16 protein-coding genes are annotated in these 20,914 nt (G+C 48.0%); 8 read left to right on the top strand and 8 right to left on the bottom strand.

The features are described from left to right. Nucleotides 1-263 precede the first annotated feature (263 nt). Genes Q0600_RS02270 through Q0600_RS02255 form a run of 4 tightly spaced genes read left to right on the top strand, consistent with a single transcriptional unit; the run spans nucleotide 264 to nucleotide 2,442 of the window. The gene (locus Q0600_RS02270) at nucleotides 264-986 is read left to right on the top strand and encodes a CorA family divalent cation transporter (protein WP_298756415.1); all 723 of its coding nucleotides are present in this window, start codon (nucleotides 264-266) and stop codon (nucleotides 984-986) included. 16 nt (nucleotides 987-1,002) lie between these two features. Continuing rightward, the gene (locus tag Q0600_RS02265) at nucleotides 1,003-1,416 is read left to right on the top strand and encodes a hypothetical protein (RefSeq protein ID WP_298756412.1); all 414 of its coding nucleotides are present in this window, start codon (nucleotides 1,003-1,005) and stop codon (nucleotides 1,414-1,416) included. A gap of 52 nt (nucleotides 1,417-1,468) precedes the next feature. Beyond that, on the top strand, nucleotides 1,469-1,897 hold the full coding sequence (locus Q0600_RS02260) for a hypothetical protein (RefSeq protein WP_298756410.1): 429 nt from the start codon (nucleotides 1,469-1,471) through the stop codon (nucleotides 1,895-1,897). Continuing rightward, nucleotides 1,897-2,442, top strand: a complete 546-nt coding sequence (locus Q0600_RS02255) for a methylated-DNA--[protein]-cysteine S-methyltransferase (protein WP_298756408.1) — start codon at nucleotides 1,897-1,899, stop codon at nucleotides 2,440-2,442. Before Q0600_RS02260 ends, Q0600_RS02255 begins: the two co-directional genes overlap by 1 nt. Nucleotides 2,443-3,076: 634 nt before the next feature. Here Q0600_RS02255 and Q0600_RS02250 read toward each other — a convergent pair. Continuing rightward, nucleotides 3,077-3,334: an MGMT family protein gene (locus Q0600_RS02250; protein ID WP_298756406.1), complete on the bottom strand. Its 258-nt coding sequence runs from the start codon at nucleotides 3,332-3,334 to the stop codon at nucleotides 3,077-3,079. Nucleotides 3,335-3,484: 150 nt separating this feature from the next. Here Q0600_RS02250 and Q0600_RS02245 point away from each other — a divergent pair, with 150 nt between their 5' ends. From Q0600_RS02245 to Q0600_RS02230, 4 genes are all read left to right on the top strand, one after another. Next, complete coding sequence (locus Q0600_RS02245; protein WP_298756403.1) at nucleotides 3,485-4,021, top strand: hypothetical protein; 537 nt, start codon at nucleotides 3,485-3,487, stop codon at nucleotides 4,019-4,021. A gap of 194 nt (nucleotides 4,022-4,215) precedes the next feature. After that, entirely contained in the window at nucleotides 4,216-5,049 is an 834-nt protein-coding gene (gene pepE / locus Q0600_RS02240; RefSeq protein WP_298756400.1) for a dipeptidase PepE, read from the top strand. Between the two features lie 230 nt (nucleotides 5,050-5,279). Continuing rightward, nucleotides 5,280-5,426 carry a hypothetical protein gene (locus Q0600_RS02235; protein WP_298756398.1) on the top strand — a complete coding sequence of 49 codons (147 nt, stop codon included), beginning with the start codon at nucleotides 5,280-5,282 and terminating at the stop codon, nucleotides 5,424-5,426. Between the two features lie 845 nt (nucleotides 5,427-6,271). Next, nucleotides 6,272-7,015, top strand: coding sequence for a DUF4272 domain-containing protein (locus tag Q0600_RS02230; protein WP_298756395.1), 744 nt, complete (start codon nucleotides 6,272-6,274; stop codon nucleotides 7,013-7,015). A 517-nt stretch (nucleotides 7,016-7,532) separates the two neighbouring features. Here the strand turns inward: Q0600_RS02230 and tpx are convergent. From tpx to rpoB, 7 genes are all read right to left on the bottom strand, one after another. Then, nucleotides 7,533-8,063 carry a thiol peroxidase gene (tpx, locus tag Q0600_RS02225; RefSeq protein ID WP_298756392.1) on the bottom strand — a complete coding sequence of 177 codons (531 nt, stop codon included), beginning with the start codon at nucleotides 8,061-8,063 and terminating at the stop codon, nucleotides 7,533-7,535. Nucleotides 8,064-8,692: 629 nt separating this feature from the next. After that, on the bottom strand, nucleotides 8,693-10,768 hold the full coding sequence (fusA, locus tag Q0600_RS02220; RefSeq protein ID WP_005872609.1) for an elongation factor G: 2,076 nt from the start codon (nucleotides 10,766-10,768) through the stop codon (nucleotides 8,693-8,695). Nucleotides 10,769-10,777: 9 nt separating this feature from the next. After that, nucleotides 10,778-11,248 (bottom strand): 30S ribosomal protein S7, encoded by a 471-nt coding sequence (rpsG, locus tag Q0600_RS02215; protein ID WP_297881522.1) that lies wholly within the window; start codon nucleotides 11,246-11,248, stop codon nucleotides 10,778-10,780. A 69-nt stretch (nucleotides 11,249-11,317) separates the two neighbouring features. Beyond that, entirely contained in the window at nucleotides 11,318-11,692 is a 375-nt protein-coding gene (rpsL, locus tag Q0600_RS02210; protein WP_291939381.1) for a 30S ribosomal protein S12, read from the bottom strand. Nucleotides 11,693-11,775: 83 nt separating this feature from the next. After that, on the bottom strand, nucleotides 11,776-12,165 hold the full coding sequence (locus Q0600_RS02205) for a DoxX family protein (protein ID WP_005872615.1): 390 nt from the start codon (nucleotides 12,163-12,165) through the stop codon (nucleotides 11,776-11,778). A 36-nt stretch (nucleotides 12,166-12,201) separates the two neighbouring features. Beyond that, a complete protein-coding gene (gene rpoC / locus Q0600_RS02200; RefSeq protein ID WP_298756388.1) occupies nucleotides 12,202-16,716 on the bottom strand; it encodes a DNA-directed RNA polymerase subunit beta' in 4,515 nt (1,504 codons plus the stop codon). Next, nucleotides 16,713-20,849, bottom strand: coding sequence for a DNA-directed RNA polymerase subunit beta (gene rpoB / locus Q0600_RS02195; RefSeq protein WP_298756385.1), 4,137 nt, complete (start codon nucleotides 20,847-20,849; stop codon nucleotides 16,713-16,715). The genes rpoC and rpoB overlap by 4 nt, the downstream gene beginning before the upstream one ends. Between the last annotated feature and the right edge of the window lie 65 nt (nucleotides 20,850-20,914).

Here is a 20,914-nt window from a genome sequence, read left to right as displayed (position 1 = left end):
TAAATTTTAATAGGGGTTGAATTATGGCATGCTAAATTTTAAAATTTAGCCGAAATTTACAGCTCACAAAATTTTAAAATTCCAAGCGTAAAAGAATTTTGAAATTCCAAATACGATAAAATTTAAATGGCGGCGGAATTTTAGAATTCCTATTAGCGACGAAATTTCGGAATTCTTATAGGCAGCAGAATTTCAAAATTCCGTAAATTTGAGCGAAATTCTGAAATTTCGTAAATTTAAAACGATTGAATAAGGAGGCTTCATTGAACCCGATTACCGAAAAGCGCAGCGTTTCGGGCTACTACTACGCCGAGGATCGCGAGTATGTGTACTTCGTGACGGATGCGCCGCGCGAGCAAAACTACCGCTTTATTTTTGATGCGGGCGCGATCTATTCGCAAGATGACGCGGGCGGCGAGGTGCGGCTTAGCAGCGAAGCGGAGTTTTTCGCGGTCGTCAAAAAGATCCTCGCGCAGTATCGCGATAAAATTTTAGAGCACTCCGCGGAGCTTGAGAATTACGAAAAGATCTACACGCGGCGCGGCGATTTTTCAAAATTTATGAAAAGGCACTCTGTCCTAAAATACGAAATCCGCAAATTTCAAAACAAAATTTCGCATTTCTACGAGGCGCTTCTCATCTGCGCAAATGAGCAGCCGGCGCTGAAAAAACAGCTGAAAAACTACGCCTACGAAGCGGGCGTTTTTAAAGGCGTGATGAGCGAATACGCCGTCAGGATCGAGGATATCTATCAATTCATCCAAGGCCTCAAAAACGACAAAATCAGCCGCAACATCTACATTCTCACGATCATCTCGTCGCTGCTGATGCCGCTAAATTTCATCACGAGCTTTTTCGGGATGAACACGACGGGGCTGTTTTTAAGCGGCTCGACGCATGGCACGCTCATCGTGACGCTTGCGATGTGCGTGATTTTCGCGGCGATGGTTGGCTTTCTTATGCTCTACGCCAAAAAACGAAGCTAAAGCGAAGGGATAAAATTTGAACAAAAACGAGCTTAAAAATATCCTAGGCGGATACTTCGGCAGGGAGATTGCGGGCGATTTTAGAGTGCTGAAAGAGCACGAGATCGCGCGCTGCAACGACGCGGCGAAATTTCCTTTTGAGGGTGATAGCGGGCTGCTGCGCGAGTTTTGTATCTTTGCAGACGGCGGCAGCGGCGATCTTTGGCTGCTAAGCTCTAGCGGCGAGATCGCGTTTTACGACCATGATCTGGAGTTTTTGTCCGAAGCAAATTTGAAAAAATTCGATCTAAATCTTGCGGGCTGGCTAAAGATCGCGGAGCTTTTTTGCAAATTTGAAACCCTTGGCGACCCGAGTAGCGCGCAAAAGACGGAGTTTAAGCAAAGCGTAGCTAAAATCTGCCCGCGAATTTTAGAAATTTGGGAAATTTAAGCGCTGTTTACGGCGCTAAATTTAATCGCAAAAGCGCAAAATAGGAGCAATGATGAAATTTATCGCATATTACGACTCGCCGCTTGGTAAAATCACGCTCGCGGGCGATGGGGCGGGGCTTTGCGGGCTGTGGTTCGAGGGCGAGAAATACTACGCGCACGCTCTTGCAATGGGCAGCACGGACGGCAAATTCTGCGCGCGCGATATTGCGACAAAAACAGATACCGCTGCGAGAGAGGGTTGCTACGAGAAAAGCTGCACGCTAGAAGCGAATGGTGCCGCTAACGAAAAGCGCGGCAGCGCCGATCTGCTCGCAAAGGAGCAATACGGCGCGAGCGAAACACAGCGCGATTTTGCGGCGTTGAAAAAGAGCAAAAAGAGCGATTTTGCGGCAAAAGCGGCGAACAGCGCGGACTTAAAATTCTGCGCACACACTTATAGCGAGCGGAAAATTCTTCACGCGCGATTTTGCGGCTTATGATGCGGGGAAAAACCTCGCGCCACCAATCTTTCGGTGCAAGGCGCGAGCGGAAAATTCTGCACGAACGAGCAAAACGAGCAAAGCGGATACTTCGAGGAAAAAACCTAGCCGTTTTCGATCAAACTAAGCGCTGGCTCGATCTGTATTTTAGCGGACGCGAGCCGGGTTTTACGCCCGCTCTAAATCCCGTGGGTACGGCGTTTAGGCGCGCCGTGTGGGAAATTTTGCTTAAAATTCCTTACGGACAGACCGCGACCTACGGGCAGATCGCGCGCGAAATCGCCGCAGCACGCGGGCTAGCGAAGATGCCCGCGCAGGCCGTGAGCGGCGCCGTAGGGCACAACGAAATCTCGATCATCATCCCTTGCCACCGCGTCGTAGGCACGCACGGCAGCCTCACGGGCGGCGCGGGCGGCATCGACAGGAAAATAAAGCTGCTGCAGCCAGGGGGCGTCGATATGCGAGGGCTTTTCACGCCCCTTCAAATAGCACCGCGCCGTAAGAATGCGGTAGCGCGCCCAAGGCCCAAAAAGCTAGCCGGATAGCAAAGCTGCGCAAGATGGGGCCTGCCGTCAAAAGGACGATAAGCGTTGCGAGCCGTATTGCTAAATGAGCCTAGCTACGCCGCTCAAACGGCGCACCGCCCGAAACTCAAATCGACGCACCGCAAAACATCCCGCACCGATGCGCTCATAGAGCGGATTGAACAAATTTTAAAATTTCGCCGCTTTTTCTCCGCTTCCCGCAGAAGCCGCATTGATTTAAAATTTTTAACGCGCCGAGGACGGATAGTTCGGTCGCTGCAAAATTTGCGATAGCTAAAATCTACAAGCGGCGCCGAAACGGGCGCGAAAGCCTGCAGTGAAAAAACTAATAGGCGGCGTCGCATCTGCTTCGTAAAACTGCGGCGGGGTTGATTGCCAAGGAGCCGCTTAGTGCGGCGTTTAAGCCGCCGCGTAAAAAAGATAAAATTCTATCTTTTCGCGCATGATGATTTGCGCCGCATCTACAAGCAAATAAAGCTCGCAGGCTCTTAGCAATCGGCAGCACCCTGCTCCGCCGCTTAAATCAGTGCGGATCTAAAATTTTATAAGTTAAAATTCCATGTCGCGGACAATTCAAAATTTCGCGCTTCAAACGATCCGCAAATTCCGTGCTTCAGTCCGCGGCGATTAGGCCTTAGCACTCCCAGCGGTGCTTTTTCATACGGGCGCGCTCGCCTCTAAATTCCACGCCTTCGGCCTCTAGCAGTTCGCGCTGAGTCGCAAAGCTCGCCGCCAAGGCTCCTGCGTGGTTTACGACGCGGTGGCACGGGTAGCTGCCGTAAAGCTCTGCTTGCGAGAGCACGCGCCCCACGAGCCGCGAGCAAGCGGGTAGCCCGATCAAGCGTGCGATCTGTCCGTAGCTAGCGACCCTGCCCGCGGGGATCTCCCCCACAAGGGTAAAATTTCATAGATCAAATTTTGCGTCAAAACCATGGCGTGATTATACTTTTTCGCATTTAAATTTAGACCTAAATTTAGTCACTTTGCGCCGCTAAATTCGATATAATTTCTAAAATTTAGCGCTTTACAAAAGGAGCGAGCTGTGGACGAGAAATTCCAATCAGACACGAAAGAGCTGGACGAGAAATTTGCCGCTATCCCTGAAAATTTAAAGAAGCAATACGATATGCATAGATTTATCAGACGCGTGATTATAGGGTATTATTCGTCGGCGGCTACAACCATCTATTTCTCGCTAATGCTAATGTTTTTTCTTGATTTGCTTTTTTCGAATATCGGTATAGAATCGTCGTCTAAAATTTTTAGAGATATTCGTGATGTCGCGATAATAGTTTTGCCTATATGCGCGACGATCTGTTTTTTAAGATACACTAAGACTAAGCGATACAGCAACCTTTTTATCAAGGATCAAGGAGATAGTTTGTTGGTCTTTACGATAGAAAATTTTGCCAGTATAGTTTTGCTTTTATATCCGACCTTGATTTTTACCGGAATATTGGAAGGCGCTGCAGCTCATATATTTTTGTACGCCTTAATCGTAGCGCCGATTTGCGGAATAGTTTTTGGGGTATGCTATTTTTTCAATACGGGCTCATATACCCCGAAAGCCGAAGCGTAAATTTCATTAAATTTAGCCGCGCTTTTAAATTTTACTGCGCGGCGCCTTGCCGAATTTCAAAATTTAGTAGTTTTAAAATTTTGCTTTACCGAGACCTTTTGGCGAGCGAAATTTAAACCGAATATTCAGCCCCTCTTTATATGTAAAGGAATATAATTTCAAAACAGATATCAACTTTGATTAAAGGAGAAAAGATGCAAAATCAAAGACGAGACCTACTAAAGGTAGCCGCTTTGGCGGCGGGCGCTGCGATGCTCGGTACGAGCGAACTAGTTGCGAGCGAAAAGGCGTTTAAGCTCTCTAAGCGCGATCATAGCAAGCAAAGAGCGCTGCTGCTCTCAAGTTCGGGTTACAAAGACACGAAGTATCTATCGCACGCGGTGTCGTGGATCGGTAAATTTGCGCAGGAGAACAACCTCGCGGGCAAAAAGATCGTTTTCATCCCTTACGCGAGCCTACGCAGAAGCTACGACGAATATGAAAAGCGCGTCAAAGAGGCGCTTGCGAGCTTAAATTTAAATATCGTCGGCGTCCATCACGCTAAAAACGCCGCGAAGGAAGTCGCGAGCGCGGATTGCATATTCGTAGGCGGCGGCAACACCTTCAAGCTCGTGCACGATATGTATGAAAACGAGCTCATCGCGCTAATCAGCAAAATGGTCGAGGACGGCACGCCGTATATCGGCTGGAGCGCGGGCTCGAACGTTGCGGGCGCTACGATGATGACGACGAACGATATGCCGATCATCGAGCCCGAGTCGTTTAATACCTTCAATATCTTCCCGCACCAGATCAATCCGCACTTCATCTCGGGCAAGCCTGCGGGGCACAACGGCGAGAGCAGAGAGGAGAGGCTGGAGGAATTTTTGATTGCTAATCAAAAATCGACGGTGTACGCGATGCCGGAGGGTACGGCGTTTTGGCTTGAGGGCGAAAAGGCGACCGTGCTAGGGCCTGCTGCGGTACTAAAGATGAATTATAAACAAAAGGTTAAGTTGATCGAGCCGGGCAGCTCGTTTAAGTATTGATCGCACCCGCTTAAATTTAACCAAGAGGTGCGCCAGACGGCACTGCTCGTTTGAGTGCGCAAATCGGTTAAATTTCAGTTGCGGCGCTCGGCTAAATTCGGGCGCCGCTTTTAAATTTGCGCGACAAAGCGCGCTACTTATGTGGACGCATGGTCAAAAGATAAGCATCGATTTAAAGCGGCGCGCGACCCCTGAAGCCATAAAGAGTAAAATTTGAAAGAGGAGATAAAATGCCCCGCGTCCGCCTTCTTATGCCGCTCGGCGATTTTATTCCGTATATCGCGGACATCCTTGCCGGCTACGGCGGGACGGTATATTTGCAAAAAAGAGCGCTTATGGCGCCGCCAAAACAGGTTCGAATGACCTCCAAAACTTAATCGCCCCGAGGCAAAGCTTAAAATTTTTTATCTCGCTGGAATCGCCGCAAGAGTCCGAATTGCCTGCAAAGGTATTTTATGACGATATGTATCGAAGCATCATAGAAGGCACGGGCGAGCAAAGACGCAAGAAGCCATAGAGATGATCGCACTGCGGCTCGTCGCAAAAAATCCGGGCGCGGCTACTTGGGAAAATTTTCTACGCGATCAAAAATAAACTCAAAACGACGAAGCGATCGGTCGCGGGCTTAGCTGCGGCGCTTATTTTTACAAAGATTATTTTTACGCGAAGCGCTGCGCGGACGGTAAAATTTTAAAATTTGATCTAAACAACGACAAACTGCCGAATATTACAACGCCGTAAACGGGCGGTATCGCTAGCGCGAGCAAAGGGCGGTGTCCAAGCTAGGCGGTGTCGACAAATTTTAAAAACGGATAATGCGAGCGGCGGGTCTAAATTTCAACGCGACTTTAAATTTATGCGGTCTGAATTTATACGGCCTCAAGGGCTTGCGGCGTAAAATTTTAACTCCAAACGGCGCGCGTGAATTTAATAAAATTTGCCTCTAAAATTTAGCAAAATCGTTGGCTTATAAAATTCGCCGTTAAAATTTTTAAAAGCGACGGCTTTAAATTTAGCAGCGCAAACGGTCCTCTTTGATCGGCTCGTTACGGGCACGGACGAGCCTTAGCGGCGCCGTATAAATTAGCAAGACGAGGCGCGGAACTTCCGTCCGATTTGCAAAGCTTGGGTTTGAGCTTAAATTTAAAAATCCGCCCCGCCGTCATAAGCTGAAATTTTGCGCGATTGTTTTAAAATACGTTTAAAATTTTAAGGAGAGCTCATGGCATTTTCAGATTTTTTCAAAAAAGGCGGCAAAAATAGCGCAAACGCCGCAAAGATCGGCAAGACCGCGCAAGAGCGCAAGGATATAAGCATCGAAATTTTAAAATCGCAGGGCGTGCCGTACATTGACCATCTGCCGCTGCGATACGAGACGAGCGAGGTTTCCCCGCGCGAAAAGGACGAAGTCATCGCCCGCGCGATCTGCTCGTATGCGGCGATAATGTGCGCCTGCTCGATCAGAGACGAGGGCAAGCTCGCAGACGAGGATAAGCAGGGCGCACAGGGCTTTCTAGATAACCGCTACGGCTGCATAGACAAGCTCACGCGCATGGAACGCCGCGTCACGCAGGGCGAGGCGAGCCGCGACGAGGCCGTAAATATGGGCTGGAAATACGAGTCGCTGTGGGCGCTGATGTGGGCGATGGGGCTCGTGGAGGAGCTTAGCTTTCCGAGCGAGATCTGCGACTGCGCCTTTGTGATGGATACCTTTAGCAGCGGTGATTTTTCTGCGCGCGTGAAGCTACGCGGCACGGATGAAATTTTGCAAGCGCTCGATCTCATCTACCGCTACCACTGGGCGTGCGTCAATGCCCGCGTGCACGGCTCAGACTGCGCGGGGCTAGATGAAGAGGTCGTGATGGAGAGGCGCGGCGGACTAGAGTGGCTGTGCTGCAAGGGGGACGAAAACGATAATCTAACTGACGAATATAATGCGTGGGATTATCCGGACTTGAATACTTAGCGACCCTTTTTTTCCTTTATACGTCGTTGGAAATTTCGCCGAATTTCAGTCACGTATTATAATATACGCTCCTTCATTCGGCTCATTTCCGCCTCGTCTAAAGAAAAAATACTGCGCGTTATTTCCGCGTAGCGGTATTTTCTCGCATCTCTATATTCGGTCGCTACTTATACACAATAATCACCATCGTAAAATTTTAAGTCGCCTAGTCTAGCTTCGCGATACTGCTCGCTTGTGTTTTTGCGCTCAAATTTAAATTTTAAGTCAGATAGACTATTTTTGCAATGTGAGATAAATTTATGAATTGATTGGGGATAAATTTTAAAATTCTATTGCGAACTGCGCAAATAGGATCACGAACCCAGATCCGCTGAAATTTCAGACGCGACCTGCTAAATTTCAGGGCGCAGTGGAATTTTAGAATTTAAAGTTGCGGGCGAGCAAGGCGCCCGTCCGCGTATTTTAAGCCCGCTAAATTTAAGCGGGTAACGTCTGCACCGCAGACCTAGAAATTGCATCAGCCCTGCGTCGCAGCGCTTCCGCTCGCAAACGCCGCCGCATTGAGCGCCGCGTCGTAATCTGGCTCATCTACGATGTCGTCCGTAATCTGCTTGTAGGCGATCTTGCCTGCGGTGTCCACGACGAAAACCGCGCGGCACGTTAGCCCCGCAAGCGCGCCGTCCGCAATCAGCACGCCATATGCACGCGCAAACTCCTTATCGCGAAAGTCGCTTAGTGCGCGTAAATTTTTGATCCCCTCGGTCGAGCAAAATCTGCCCGCGGCAAACGGCAGATCCATCGAGATCACGAAAACCTCGGTATTTTTTATGCTCGCGGCGCACTCGTTAAATTTGCGCGTCTCGGTCGCGCACACGTCCGTATCCAGGGACGGCACGGTGATGATGACCTGCGCCTTGCCCGTGCCGCCGCCGACTTTGACCTCGCTAAGATCGGCTGCGACCAAGCCGACTACCGGTGCCTTATCTCCCAGCTTAAGCTCGCTGCCCGAAAGGCTAACGCTCGCGCCTTGCAATTTGGTTTGTTGCATGATTTTCCTTTGTTTTGAAATATTTAAAACGGGCGCATTATAAGCCCGTGAAAGTAGGCACCTACTAAATCTGAAAACAAGCGAGCTCGGGTGTTAGCTCAGCTTATATGATCGGCTCGTAAGCCGCCGCGCTAGGATGAAATTTTACGGCGCAAAGCGGCGGCGCAATTAAAGTGCCCCGAGAATACCGCTACTCGCATAAAGCACTGATAGATCGCAATCCGATATAAGTCTATGATAGCGCTCCGCCTTGAGGCTGCGCCGAAAGTAAAATTTAACCCTACTTGCGATCCAGCTTGCGGCGATCTTGTCCGTGAATGAAAATCAAAGCGCGATAGCAACATGCTCGCTTTATCTGTGAGAGAATAAATCTCTAGTAAAACTATAGGCGCGACGTCCTGGATATACTTTAAGCTACTTTTAAATTTTTAAATTTAATTGAAATTCTTTTGATCTAAATTTACGATCGGCGGAAGTTAAAATTTATGAATTGAAATTTTATTCGGAGTCGGAGTATGAATTTAAATTTACGCTAGTAAAGCAGGTTAAATTTAAACACCGTTTTAAAATTCAAAGAAGCGTCGGGGGCTGGCGATAAAGCTATCGCCGCACCCTGACACCCATTAAGCTTAACCGTTGCGCTTTTTGATGATCTCTTCGCCGACATTCTTAGGAACCTCGTCGTAGTGATCAAATTCCATCGAATAGGTCGCACGACCCTGCGTCTGAGAGCGCAGATCGGTCGAGTAACCGAACATCTCCGAAAGCGGGCAAAATGCGTCGATGATCTTATTGCCGCCGCGTTCGCTCATATTATTGACCTGTCCGCGACGTTTGTTTAGATCGCCGATGACGTCGCCCATATACTCCTCAGGGGTTTCTACCTCGACCTTCATCATAGGCTCCAAGATCACGGCACCCGCTTTTCTAGCGCCCTCTTTAAAGCCCATAGAAGCGGCGAGTTTGAACGCCATTTCGGAGCTATCGACTTCGTGGTAGCTTCCGTCATAGACCGTTACGCGCACATCCTCGACCGGATAGCCCGCCAAAACGCCATTTTGCATCGCCTCTTGGCAGCCCTTATCGACCGCAGGGATGTATTCTTTTGGAATCGCGCCGCCTTTTATATCGTTTACGAACTCATATCCGGTGCCTGGCTCCAAAGGCTCTAGGCGCAAAAATACGTGACCGTATTGACCGCGACCACCCGACTGCTTGGCGTATTTGTACTCTTGCTCGACCGTTTTGCGGATAGTCTCACGATATGCGACCTGCGGCTGTCCGACCTCTGCTTCGACTTTAAATTCTCTAAGCATTCTATCTACGATGATCTCGAGGTGTAGCTCGCCCATTCCCGAAATGATAGTTTGTCCGCTCTCCTCGTCCGTCGCAACCCTAAAGCTTGGATCTTCTTGCGCCAATTTTTGAAGCGCGATACCCATTTTCTCTTGATCGGCTTTGGTTTTAGGCTCTACAGCTACGCTGATAACGGGATCAGGAAATTCCATACGTTCTAAAATTACTTTATCTTTTTCGCTAGCTAGAGTATCGCCCGTAAGAGTGTCTTTAAGACCCACAACGGCGCCGATCTCGCCCGCATATAGCTCTTTGATCTCTTCGCGTTTATTCGAGTGCATCCTTAGCAAGCGTCCGATGCGCTCTTTTTTGCCTTTGCCGGTATTTACGACGTAGCTGCCGCTTTCCAAAACGCCGCGATAGACACGCACAAATGTAAGCTGACCTACGAAAGGATCGGTCATAATCTTAAATCCAAGACCCGCAAACTCGCCCTCGTCGGTAGAGCTTACGTGAACCTCGCTGCCGTCCTCATACTGACCCTTAATCGCAGGCACTTCATCAGGCGCAGGTAGATAATCTACGACCGCATCTAGCAAAGGCTGCACGCCCTTGTTTTTAAATGCGGTGCCGCATAGCATAGGAAAAAAACTTAGACTTAAGCAGCCTTTCTTGATACCTTTTTTGATTTCCTCCACGCTTAGCTCTTCGCCGTTAAAATACTTCTCCATCAAAGCTTCATCAGTCTCTGCTACCGCTTCGATCATCTTGTCGCGATATTCCTGTGCTTTTTCTCGTAATTCAGCAGGAATTTCAACGATCTCAGGAGCAGAAGGACCCTTGCTATCATCCCAAACGAGCGCCTTCATAGTAACCAAATCGATAACGCCTTTAAAATCGTCTTCAGCGCCAATCGGAATTTGAATCGGAACCGGATGAGCTTTGAGCCTATCTTTGACCTGCTGTTCGACATTATAAAAATTTGCGCCTACGCGGTCCATCTTATTTACGAAAATGATACGCGGAACATGGTATTTATTCGCTTGACGCCAAACGGTCTCGCTTTGAGGCTGAACGCCGCCTACAGAGCAAAATACTGCTACCGCACCATCTAAAACGCGCATCGAGCGCTCGACTTCGATAGTAAAGTCAACGTGGCCCGGGGTGTCGATCAAATTTATCTGATGATTATTCCAAAAGCATGTGGTAGCGGCAGATGTGATCGTGATGCCGCGCTCGCGCTCTTGCTCCATCCAGTCCATAGTAGCGGCGCCCTCGTGAACCTCGCCAATCTTATGGCTCATACCGGTAAAAAATAGAATTCTTTCGCTCGTAGTCGTCTTTCCGGCGTCGATGTGAGCGGCAATTCCAATATTTCTAACCATATGTAAAGGGGTCTTTCTTGCCATGACGCCCTCCTACCAACGATAATGCGCGAAAGCTTTGTTGGCTTCCGCCATCTTGTAGGTGTCTTCTTTCTTTTTAAATGAAGAGCCTTTAGAATTTGCGGCGTCCATAAGCTCGTAAGCCAGGCGCTCTATCATCGTGCGCTCGCTTCTTTTTCTCGCAAAGGAGATGATCCAGCGAATAGCCAAAGCCTGCTGGCGAACCGGTCGTACCTCGATCGGAACCTGATAAGTAGCGCCGCCTACACGACGAGACTTAACTTCCATCAAAGGCTTAACGTTATCGATAGCATCGTTGAAAATTTCGATACCTTTCTTCTCGCCGCCTTTATTGTCGATGAAATTTAAGGCGCCGTACATAATCTCGGTAGCGACGCTCTTTTTGCCGTCGAACATAAGCGAATTAATAAATTTTGTGATTACTTTGCTGTCATAAATCGGATCGGGCATAACTTCCCTAACGGGAGCTTTTCTTCTTCTCATTTTATTCCTTCAAATTTTAAAATTTTACTCAAACTCGGCAAAATCTAGTGCCGGTCTGTTTAGGCCAAACTATTTTTTAGGTCGTTTAGCACCGTATTTTGATCTTGCAACGGTTCGTTTTGCAACGCCTGCAGTATCGAGCGCACCGCGGACGATGTGGTATTTAACGCCCGGTAGGTCCTTTACGCGACCGCCGCGAACTAGCACGATAGAGTGCTCTTGTAGATTGTGACCTTCACCGCCGATATAGCTGATGACTTCAAATCCGCTAGTAAGCCTTACTTTGGCAACTTTACGAAGCGCTGAGTTTGGCTTTTTAGGGGTCGTGGTGTAGACCTTAGTGCAAACTCCTCTTCGTTGAGGGCAATTCTTTAGCGCTGGAGACTTCGATTTCTCGGTAAGCTTCTTGCGCTCTTTTCTGACCAATTGATTTATGGTTGGCACATCTTTCCTTTCACAAAAATTTATTCAAAAAGATTTGGATTATACTTTGTTTAAACTTACAGAAACGTAAATTTAACTAAATTTTAATCTCTAATCAGTACAAACTCTCCGCCGCCGCAGATCACTAAGCAAATCGCAGCAGAAAGATACAGATATACGATTTCCAGCTCAAATCCGCCCACGCCGGTAAGCGCGCTCAACGGAGTGTGTAGGACATATATTATCATGAGCACGTTTGCGATCACAAGTAGAGCGCCTATGCGGCAAAATACGCCTATGATTATCATCGCGGGCGCCAGCACCTCGCCTACATATGCGCCATAAGCCACTAAATCCGGAATTCCTCTGGCTACCAGCATCGATTTTACGCCGTCGATACCGTGAGTAAGCTTAAAAATTCCGTGCATTAAAAGACAAACTCCAAGCCCCAACCTGATAAACAACAGACCGAAATTTATGTTGATCATATTCATGTTTCATCCTTTAAATTTAGGGCTTTTTGCCCTAAATTATTTTTTAAGTTTAACTTCCTTGTCTTTATACAAACCGGTTCCGACCGGAATTATGCGACCTAGGATGACGTTTTCTTTCAAATCCTCCAATCGGTCAAATTTACCCGCGATACTAGCCTCGGTTAGAACTTTCGTCGTTTCTTGGAAAGACGCCGCGGATATGACGCTATCGCTTCCTACTGCGGCGCGAGTTACGCCCAGCAGTACGGACTCTGCAATCGCAGGCTCGCCACCAATTTTCATAATGCGCTCGTTTTCTTCTCTAAATCTGCGGCGGCTAATGAGATCGCCCACGATTAGCTGAGTATCGCCGCTATCGACGATTCGAACCTGGCGGAGCATCTGAGATACGATAATCTCGATATGCTTATCGCTGATGACGACGCCTTGAGAGCGATAAACCTGTTGAATTTCGCTTATCAGATAGTAATGCAGCGCCTTTTCGCCTAAAATTCTAAGCACATCGTGTGAGCTGATAACTCCGTCGGTAAGCTTCTCGCCTGCGTGGACGAATTCACCGTTCCGCACTTGGATCTGGCGGCTTTTATCGATTAGATACTCGGCGCTCGTTCCGTCCTCTCCCTCGATTACAATGCGCTCTTTTGCACGTAGCGCCTTATCGAAGCGGACGGTTCCGTCGATGTCCGCGATGATCGCGGTATTTTTAGGACGGCGCGCCTCAAATAGCTCCGATACGCGCGGCAAACCGCCGGTGATGTCTTTCGACTTCGCAGCCGCTTTCGGCGTTCTAGCCAAAATATCCGCAATCGCTACTTGATCGCCCTTATTCGTAAAAATCGCAGTCTTCGGTCCTAGGTTGTATTTGATAGGCTCGCCCTTGCTAGGAGTTACGATGATAGCCGGTTTGACGCCCTGCGGTAGGTATTCGTTGATAACCAAACGGCTTTGGCCGGTCGTCTCGTCATATTGCTCCGTAGCGGTGTATCCCGGCTCGATATCCTCGAAGCTGATCTTACCCTCGCACTCTGCAGCCACAGGGATAGAATACGGATCCCACTCGGCGATGATCAAGCGATCGTCTTTCTTAGGCTTGGCGATAAGATCTTCGCTTTTTACGACGCTATTATCATCATAGGTAATGACAGATTCGCGTGGTATATAGTGACGGATCGCCTCTCTGCCGTTTTCATCGGAGATGACTACGTACATACCCTTCTCACTTACGACGTGACCTTTTTTGATATCTCTTAGCCTCTCTAAATAATCGCCCTTTAGGATGAAATACTTAAGCGTACCATTTGCTCCCGCTTTGATCTTTTGAGTTACCGGCTCGCCGTCTTTGACGCGAAGTTCGCTTGCAAACGGAATTCGAGTAGGGATATTCCAGTCTTCTTTTATAACCTCTACTAAACTATCATTTTCTCCAACGGTTTCGCCGTCTTTAAATACGATGTAGAATTTTCCCTCAACTTTACCGCTTACGCCCGCAAGCTCGGTAGGCTTGGCTAGATCGTGGCGCCGGATAGTATATCTAAATTCTTCCTTCTTACCCTTTAGCATGATATTCACATCGTCGTGAGTTATATCGATACTTACCTTACCAGTAATTGGGGCTTTGATCTTAGGCTCAACCAAAAGCACCGCGGCGTTTCTGCGGTTCATCACGATATTTTTGCCGCCGTTTTCATAGGTCTTGACGTTGTAGTATCTAATGAAACCCTCTTTATCGGCGATTACTTGGCGATCTTGCTGCTCGGTAGATGCGGTACCGCCGGCGTGGAAGGTTCGTAGCGTAAGCTGCGTGCCCGGCTCGCCGATGGATTGCGCCGATATGATACCGACCGCTTCGCCCGGTTTTACCAGCTTGCCCTCGCCTAAATTTACGCCATAGCACTTCGCGCAGACGCCTTTTGCGGCCTTGCACGTAATCGGCGTGCGGATACTTACGGATTTAATACCCGAATCCACGATGGTTTTTACTTCGCCAACGCCCAAAAGAGTGCCTTCGGTGAATAAAATTTCATTCGATACCGGATCAATCACATCCGAGCTTAGCACCCTACCCATAATCCTATCGGCTAGGCTTTCTATTTGCGTTCCGTTCTCTACAATCTCGGTAACCTCGATACCCTCGTGCGTACCGCAATCGTGCATCGTAACTCTGACGTTTTGCGCGACATCGATCAGCTTTCGCGTTAGATAGCCCGCGTTTGCGGTCTTAAGCGCAGTATCGGCAAGACCTTTACGCGCGCCGTGGGTCGAGATGAAGTACTCGTTTACATTCAGACCTTCTCTAAAATTTGAAGTGATCGGCGTCTCGATGATCGAGCCGTCCGGCTTACTCATCAGACCTCTCATGCCCGCTAGCTGCTTGATCTGCTCCGCGCTACCTCGCGCGCCGCTATCGGCCATCATATAAATAGAATTAAAGCCGTCCTTATCCTTCTCCATCATCTTCATCATCTCATCGGCTAGCTTCTTGCTGGTGCTGGTCCAGATGTCGATCGTTTTGTTATAGCGCTCGCCGTCGGTTAGTAAGCCTGCGCCGTATTGGTTCTGAACCTCTCGCACCTGCTTTTTAGCCTCTTCTACAAGACCCGCTTTGGACTTAGGTACGATAATGTCCGAAACGGAGATCGATACACCCGCTTTAGTAGCGGATTCAAAGCCTAAATTTTTAAGATTATCCAAAAATTCCGCGCTTATCTCAAGACCGCCGTTTTTATAGACGTAATCGACAAGCTCGGCGATATCCTTTTTCTTCATAATCTTATTCCAAAGATGATCCGGAATAAAGCTAGGCAGGATAGATTTAATAATCAAGCGGCCCGCGGTCGTAAAGATAATGCGGCGATCGATCATCGTTTTGATTTTGGCGTGGATATCTAGCGCGTTTGCCTCTACGGCGAGCATTACTTCATCAACGTTTGCAAAAATTTTATTTGTTCCTTTTGCGCCCGGCTTTTCGAGGCTTAGATAATAAATTCCTAAAACCATATCCTGGCTAGGCACCGCGACAGGCTTTCCGCTCGCAGGAAGCAAGATATTCATCGAGCTAAGCATTAAAATTTTACATTCCGCGATCGCCTCTTGGCTAAGCGGTACATGCACAGCCATCTGATCGCCGTCGAAGTCAGCGTTGAACGCGGCGCAGACTAGCGGATGCAGTCTGATCGCCTTGCCCTCGACGAGCACGGGATGAAACGCCTGAATAGACATCTTATGAAGCGTCGGCGCGCGGTTTAGCATAACCGGGTGATCTTTAACGACCTCCTCCAAGCACTCCCAAACTTCATTGATCCTATTTTCAATCATCTTTTTAGCCTGCTTGACGGTCGTAGCATAGCCCTTCTCTTGCAGGCGTGCGATTAGATGCGGCTTGAATAACTCAAGCGCCATAGTTTTAGGCAGACCGCACTGATCCATGCGTAAATTTGGACCTACGACGATGACGGAGCGACCCGAAAAATCCACGCGCTTGCCAAGTAAATTTTGTCGGAAGCGACCCTGCTTACCTTTAATGATCTCGCTTAGAGATTTAAGCGGTCGCTTATTGGCGCCCTTTACGGCGTTAGCGCGACGTCCGTTGTCAAAAAGCGCGTCCACCGCCTCTTGAAGCATTCGTTTTTCGTTGCGGATGATGATCTCGGGTGCATCGAGCTCCATCAGCCTTTTGAGCCTAGAATTTCGATTGATGACGCGGCGGTATAGATCATTTACGTCAGAAACCGCAAATTTTCCACCTTCAAGGCTTACAAGCGGGCGTAGATCGGCAGGCAGCACGGGAAGATTTGTAATCATCATCCACTCGGGCTTATTGCCGGAATTTAAAAAGCTCTCTACGACCTTTAGACGCTTGACGATAGTTTTTTTCTTCGCTTCGGAGTTTGTATTAGCCATCTCCTCCTTCAAAGAATTTAAAATTTCTACCAAATCAAGCTCAGCTAGCATATCGCGAATTACCTGACCGCCCATTTTAGCGACGAAGCCCGTCTGCGAAAAGCGCTCTTTTAGGCTCTGATACTGCTCTTCGTTTAAAACGTCGTATTTCTCGACCTTTTTAGAATTTTCGTTGTCGTAAAATGCCTCGCCTGCACTTTCTACGATGTAAGCCTCATAATAAAGCACGCGCTCAAGATCTTTCATCTTGATGTTTAGCAGCGTACCTATGCGACTAGGCAAGGAATTTACGTACCAAATATGCGCCACCGGCGTTACCAGCTCGATATGCCCCATTCTAGTGCGGCGGACTTTCGAGCTCGTGATCTCGACGCCGCACTTTTCGCACTTCCAGCCCTTATATCGCATCTTTTTATATTTGCCGCAGATGCACTCATAATCTCTTACTGGGCCGAAAATTTTAGCGCAAAAAAGTCCGTCGCGCTCCGGCTTAAGCGTACGGTAATTGATGGTTTCGGGCTTTTTGACCTCGCCGTGGCTCCATGCTTTGATTTGCTCGGGGCTAGCAAGCCTAATAGCAAACGCGTCGAAGTCGTGAACTCTAGCGTCTTCTTTTATTTCTATTCTTTCTAAATTTGAATTATCGCTCATTTGTTCTCTCCATTCTCGTAAATTTCAACGTCTAGAGCAAGCGATTTAAGCTCGTTAGTTAAAACAAAAAATGTCTCAGGAATTCCGGTAGACGGAACGTTTTCACCTTTTGTCAGCGCCTTATACGCAGCCAAGCGTCCGTCGACGTCGTCGGATTTGATCGTTAGCATCTCGCGAAGCGTGTATGCAGCGCCGTATGCCTCCAGAGCCCAAACTTCCATCTCTCCGAATCTTTGACCGCCGAATAGCGCCTTGCCGCCGACCGGCTGCTGCGTAACTAGGCTGTAAGGACCGGTGCTTCTTGCGTGAACCTTCTCGTCGACTAGGTGGTGTAGTTTGAGATAATACATGCAGCCCACGTTTACGCGCTCTTTGATCTTTTCGCCGGTGCGGCCGTCGTAAAGCTCGGTCTTGCCGTCCTGATCGATGCCCGCCATTTCAAATAGCTTTTTGAAATCCTCCGGCACAATGCCTTCGAATATCGGAGCGGAAAATCTAACGCCCTTAGCCCAGTCTCTAGCGTATTTCAAAAGATCTTCGTCGCTGATCTTTTCAAGCGTCTTTTTAGCCTGCATTAGCTTGGAAACGCCCGCGATCTCAATCATTTTGGCGCGAAGGGTTTTTATCCATTCGCCCGTTTTCTCTTCTAAAATTTTAGCGATCTGCTCTCCTAAGCGCCAGCCCACAAGACCTAAGTGGCTCTCCATTATCTGACCGATATTCATACGGCTTGGAACGCCGAGAGGATTTAGCACGATATCTACGCGCTGTCCGCTAGGTAGATACGGCATATCGACTTCAGGGACGATATTTGAAACGATACCCTTATTTCCGTGGCGACCCGCCATCTTATCGCCCACTTTTAGCTTGCGCTTGGTCGCGATATAGACCTTTACGAGCTTAACGACGCCGCTTGGCAAGATATCGTCTTTTTCTAAAATTTCTATCTTTTCGTCGTGTTCCTCTTTGAGCTTGCGCTTCTCGTTTTGGAAGTGGTTTTTTAGCTCCTCGTATTCCTTCTGAACAGATTTAGAATAAGCCTTGACGAAGGAATTTAACGTAAAGCGGTTAGAGCTTTCAAGCTCCTCTTTTTTAACCTTATCGCCCTTTTTATAATCTTTTTTATTTAGGCTTTGATCGCTTTGCAAAGCGCTTTTAGAAAGAAGCGCCACTACTTTTAGCATCTCCTCGCGATCGAGCATCAAAAGCCTATCGTGATGCTCCCTTTCGAGCTCGGTTTTTTCATCCTCATAGGCTTTGTTCGTGCGCGGATCCTTCTCATAGCCCTTTTTGGTAAAAATTTTAACGTCGATTACCACGCCTTCCATTGAAGCGGTAGCGTAGAGAGATTTATTTACCACATGTCCCGCCTTCTCGCCGAAGATCGCACGTAAAAGTCTCTCTTCAGGCGTCGGTTTAACCTCGCCTTTAGGAGTTACCTTGCCTACCAAGATCATGCCCGGTTTGACGTGAGTACCGATCTTTACGATACCGCTATCATCGAGGTGGGTAAGCTCCTCCTCTTTGATATTAGGAATGTCGCGCGTGATCTCCTCCACGCCGTCTTTAAGCTCTCTAGCCTCGATCTCTTTTTCATAAACATGCACGCTGGTGTATTCGTCGGCGCGGATCATCTTTTCGCTCATGACTACGGCGTCCTCGTAATTATAACCGTGCCACGGCATGAAAGCTATAAGAGCGTTTTTGCCGATCGCAAGCTCGCCGCCGTCCATGCTAGGACCGTCGGCTATGATTTGACCTGCCTTTATCACGTCGCCTTTTCGCACGATCGGGCGCTGTGAAAAGGTAGTGTTTTGGTTAGTGCGTAAATTTTTCTCCATCGAGTAGTGATCGATAAACGGCCCCTTCTCGTCTTCGCCCAAAATGAATATGTTTTTATTATCGACCTTTTCTACGACGCCATCGCGTTTAGCTTTGATAGCTTCCCACGAATCGCGCGCGATAATCGCTTCCATGCCCGTTCCAACGATAGGAGCGGTAGAATGTAGAAGCGGCACGGCTTGACGCTGCATGTTCGAGCCCATAAGCGCGCGGTTAGCATCGTCGTGTTCCAAAAACGGAATCAGCGACGCCGCTACGCCCGCGACCATACCAGAGCAAAGATCAATTAGCGAAATATCCTCGCGTTTAGCCATGATGTTTTCGCCATCTTTTCTAACCTCCAAAAGCTCCTCTACGATATTACCCTCCTCGTCCAATTTAGCGGACGCCGGAGCGATTACGAGCCCCTCTTCCTGCGTAGCGGTAAGATAGACGATCTCGTCGGTGACCTTGCCGTTTACGACCTTTTTATACGGAGCTTCGACGAAGCCTAGATCATTTACCTTCGCATAAGTCGCTAGGGTGTTGATCAGACCGATATTTTGACCCTCTGGAGTTTCGATAGGACAAATTCTACCGTAGTGCGTAGGATGGACGTCACGCACCTCAAAGCCTGCACGCTCTTTAACTAGTCCGCCTTCGCCCAGCGCGGATAGACGGCGCTTGTGCGTAACCTCGCTAAGCGGGTTGGTCTGATCCATAAACTGGCTTAGCTGGCCGCCGGTGAAAAATTCCATAAGCGTAGTGGTGATGATTTTAGGGTTTACGAAATCATACGGCATAAGCTCGTCTAAATTTCCGCTAATGCCGGTAAATTTATCTTTAATCGCCTTTTGAACCTTGATAAATCCAAGGTGCATCTCGTTTGCCAAAAGCTCTCCGATTGAACGTATGCGGCGATTGCCGAGATTGTCGCGATCATCGATGAAGCCGTCGCCGTTTTTGACCCTGATTAGGTATTTCGCGGTTTTGATAATATCCTCGCTGGTTAGTACGGTTACGTACTCCGGCGCCTCGATGCCTAGTTTATGGTTCATCTTCATACGGCCGACTTTAGTTAGATCGTAGCGCTCAGGGTTGAAAAACAGATCGTTTACGAAGCTCTTTGCCGCTTCTTTTACCACCGGCTCGCCTGGGCGCATAACCTTGTAAATTCTAATCGCAGCCAGATCGTTCTCGTCGTCTATGCCCTCGCTTTGCTGCAAGAGCTTAAGCGCGTCCGCGTCTTGAATGAAGGAATTTATGATCGAAGTATCTACACCGCTAGCTAGGTCGTTAGCGATCGTAAATTTTTTCTCGGTGTTAGCGATCTTGGCTAGCTTGCCCTCATCTAGCGCAGTTAGCGAATCAAAAAGCACTTCGCCGCTGTTTTTGTCGACGATGGCATCGGCTAGGTAGCGCTCGGCTAAAATTTCAGCCGGATACTCGATTAGCTTTAATCCATCCTCCGCTAATTTCTCCGCTTTTTTGACCGTTAGGCGTTTACTTGCTTGATGAAGTACTTCGCCCTTTTCGTTTATAATGTCGTAATCGAGCCTGCCCGCGTATTCTTTCGGATCGAAATCGGTTAGGAATTTTCCTTTTTTAATATAGATCGTCTTAATAGGATAAAATAATTTTATGATGTCTTGTTTTTTGTAGCCGAGTGCGCGAAATAGGATCGTGATCGGAACCTTGCGCCTTTTATTTATGCGCACATATAGTACGTCTTTTACGTCGTATTCGAAATATAGCCAGCTGCCGCGATCAGGTATTATTTGAGCGGTATAGATAAGTTTATTTAGAACCGTAGGACTCTCTTCCTCTTTGAAGATTACGCCCGGGCTTCTGTGTAGCTGATTTACGACGACACGCTCGACGCCGTTAATGATAAATGAAATTCTATCGGTCATTAGAGGAATGTCGCGAATGAATATATCTTGCTCTTTGATCTCTTTTACGCCGATTTTTTTGCCCGTCTTTTCATCGCGCTCATGCACGAGCAGACGGAGCTTCATCTTTAAATTTACCGAATAAGTAAGCCCTCTTTCCATGCATTCTCTAATCGAATACTTTGGCTTTGAGATTTCGCTGCTTACATACTCGATACTTAGTCTATTCTGGGCATCGTGGATAGGAAAAATAGCTTTGAAAACCTTCTCTATGCCGCTTTCTCCACCCGAGTTATCAAGATTTAAAAAATGATCAAAACTTTTCTTTTGTAGTTGTAATAAATTCGGAATTTCGATGTCTTTGGGAACCTTTGAAAAATCCACTCTAAGACGATTTCCTGAATATAGGCTGTTTAACATTCCACTACCTCGTAGTTGTATTTTAAAGAAAGAAGTGCCGATGCAGCGCACCGGCACACATTTGT

Source organism: uncultured Campylobacter sp. (assembly GCF_938041645.1).
Taxonomy (GTDB): domain Bacteria; phylum Campylobacterota; class Campylobacteria; order Campylobacterales; family Campylobacteraceae; genus Campylobacter_B.
This window is presented reverse-complemented; position numbering and strand designations above follow the sequence as displayed.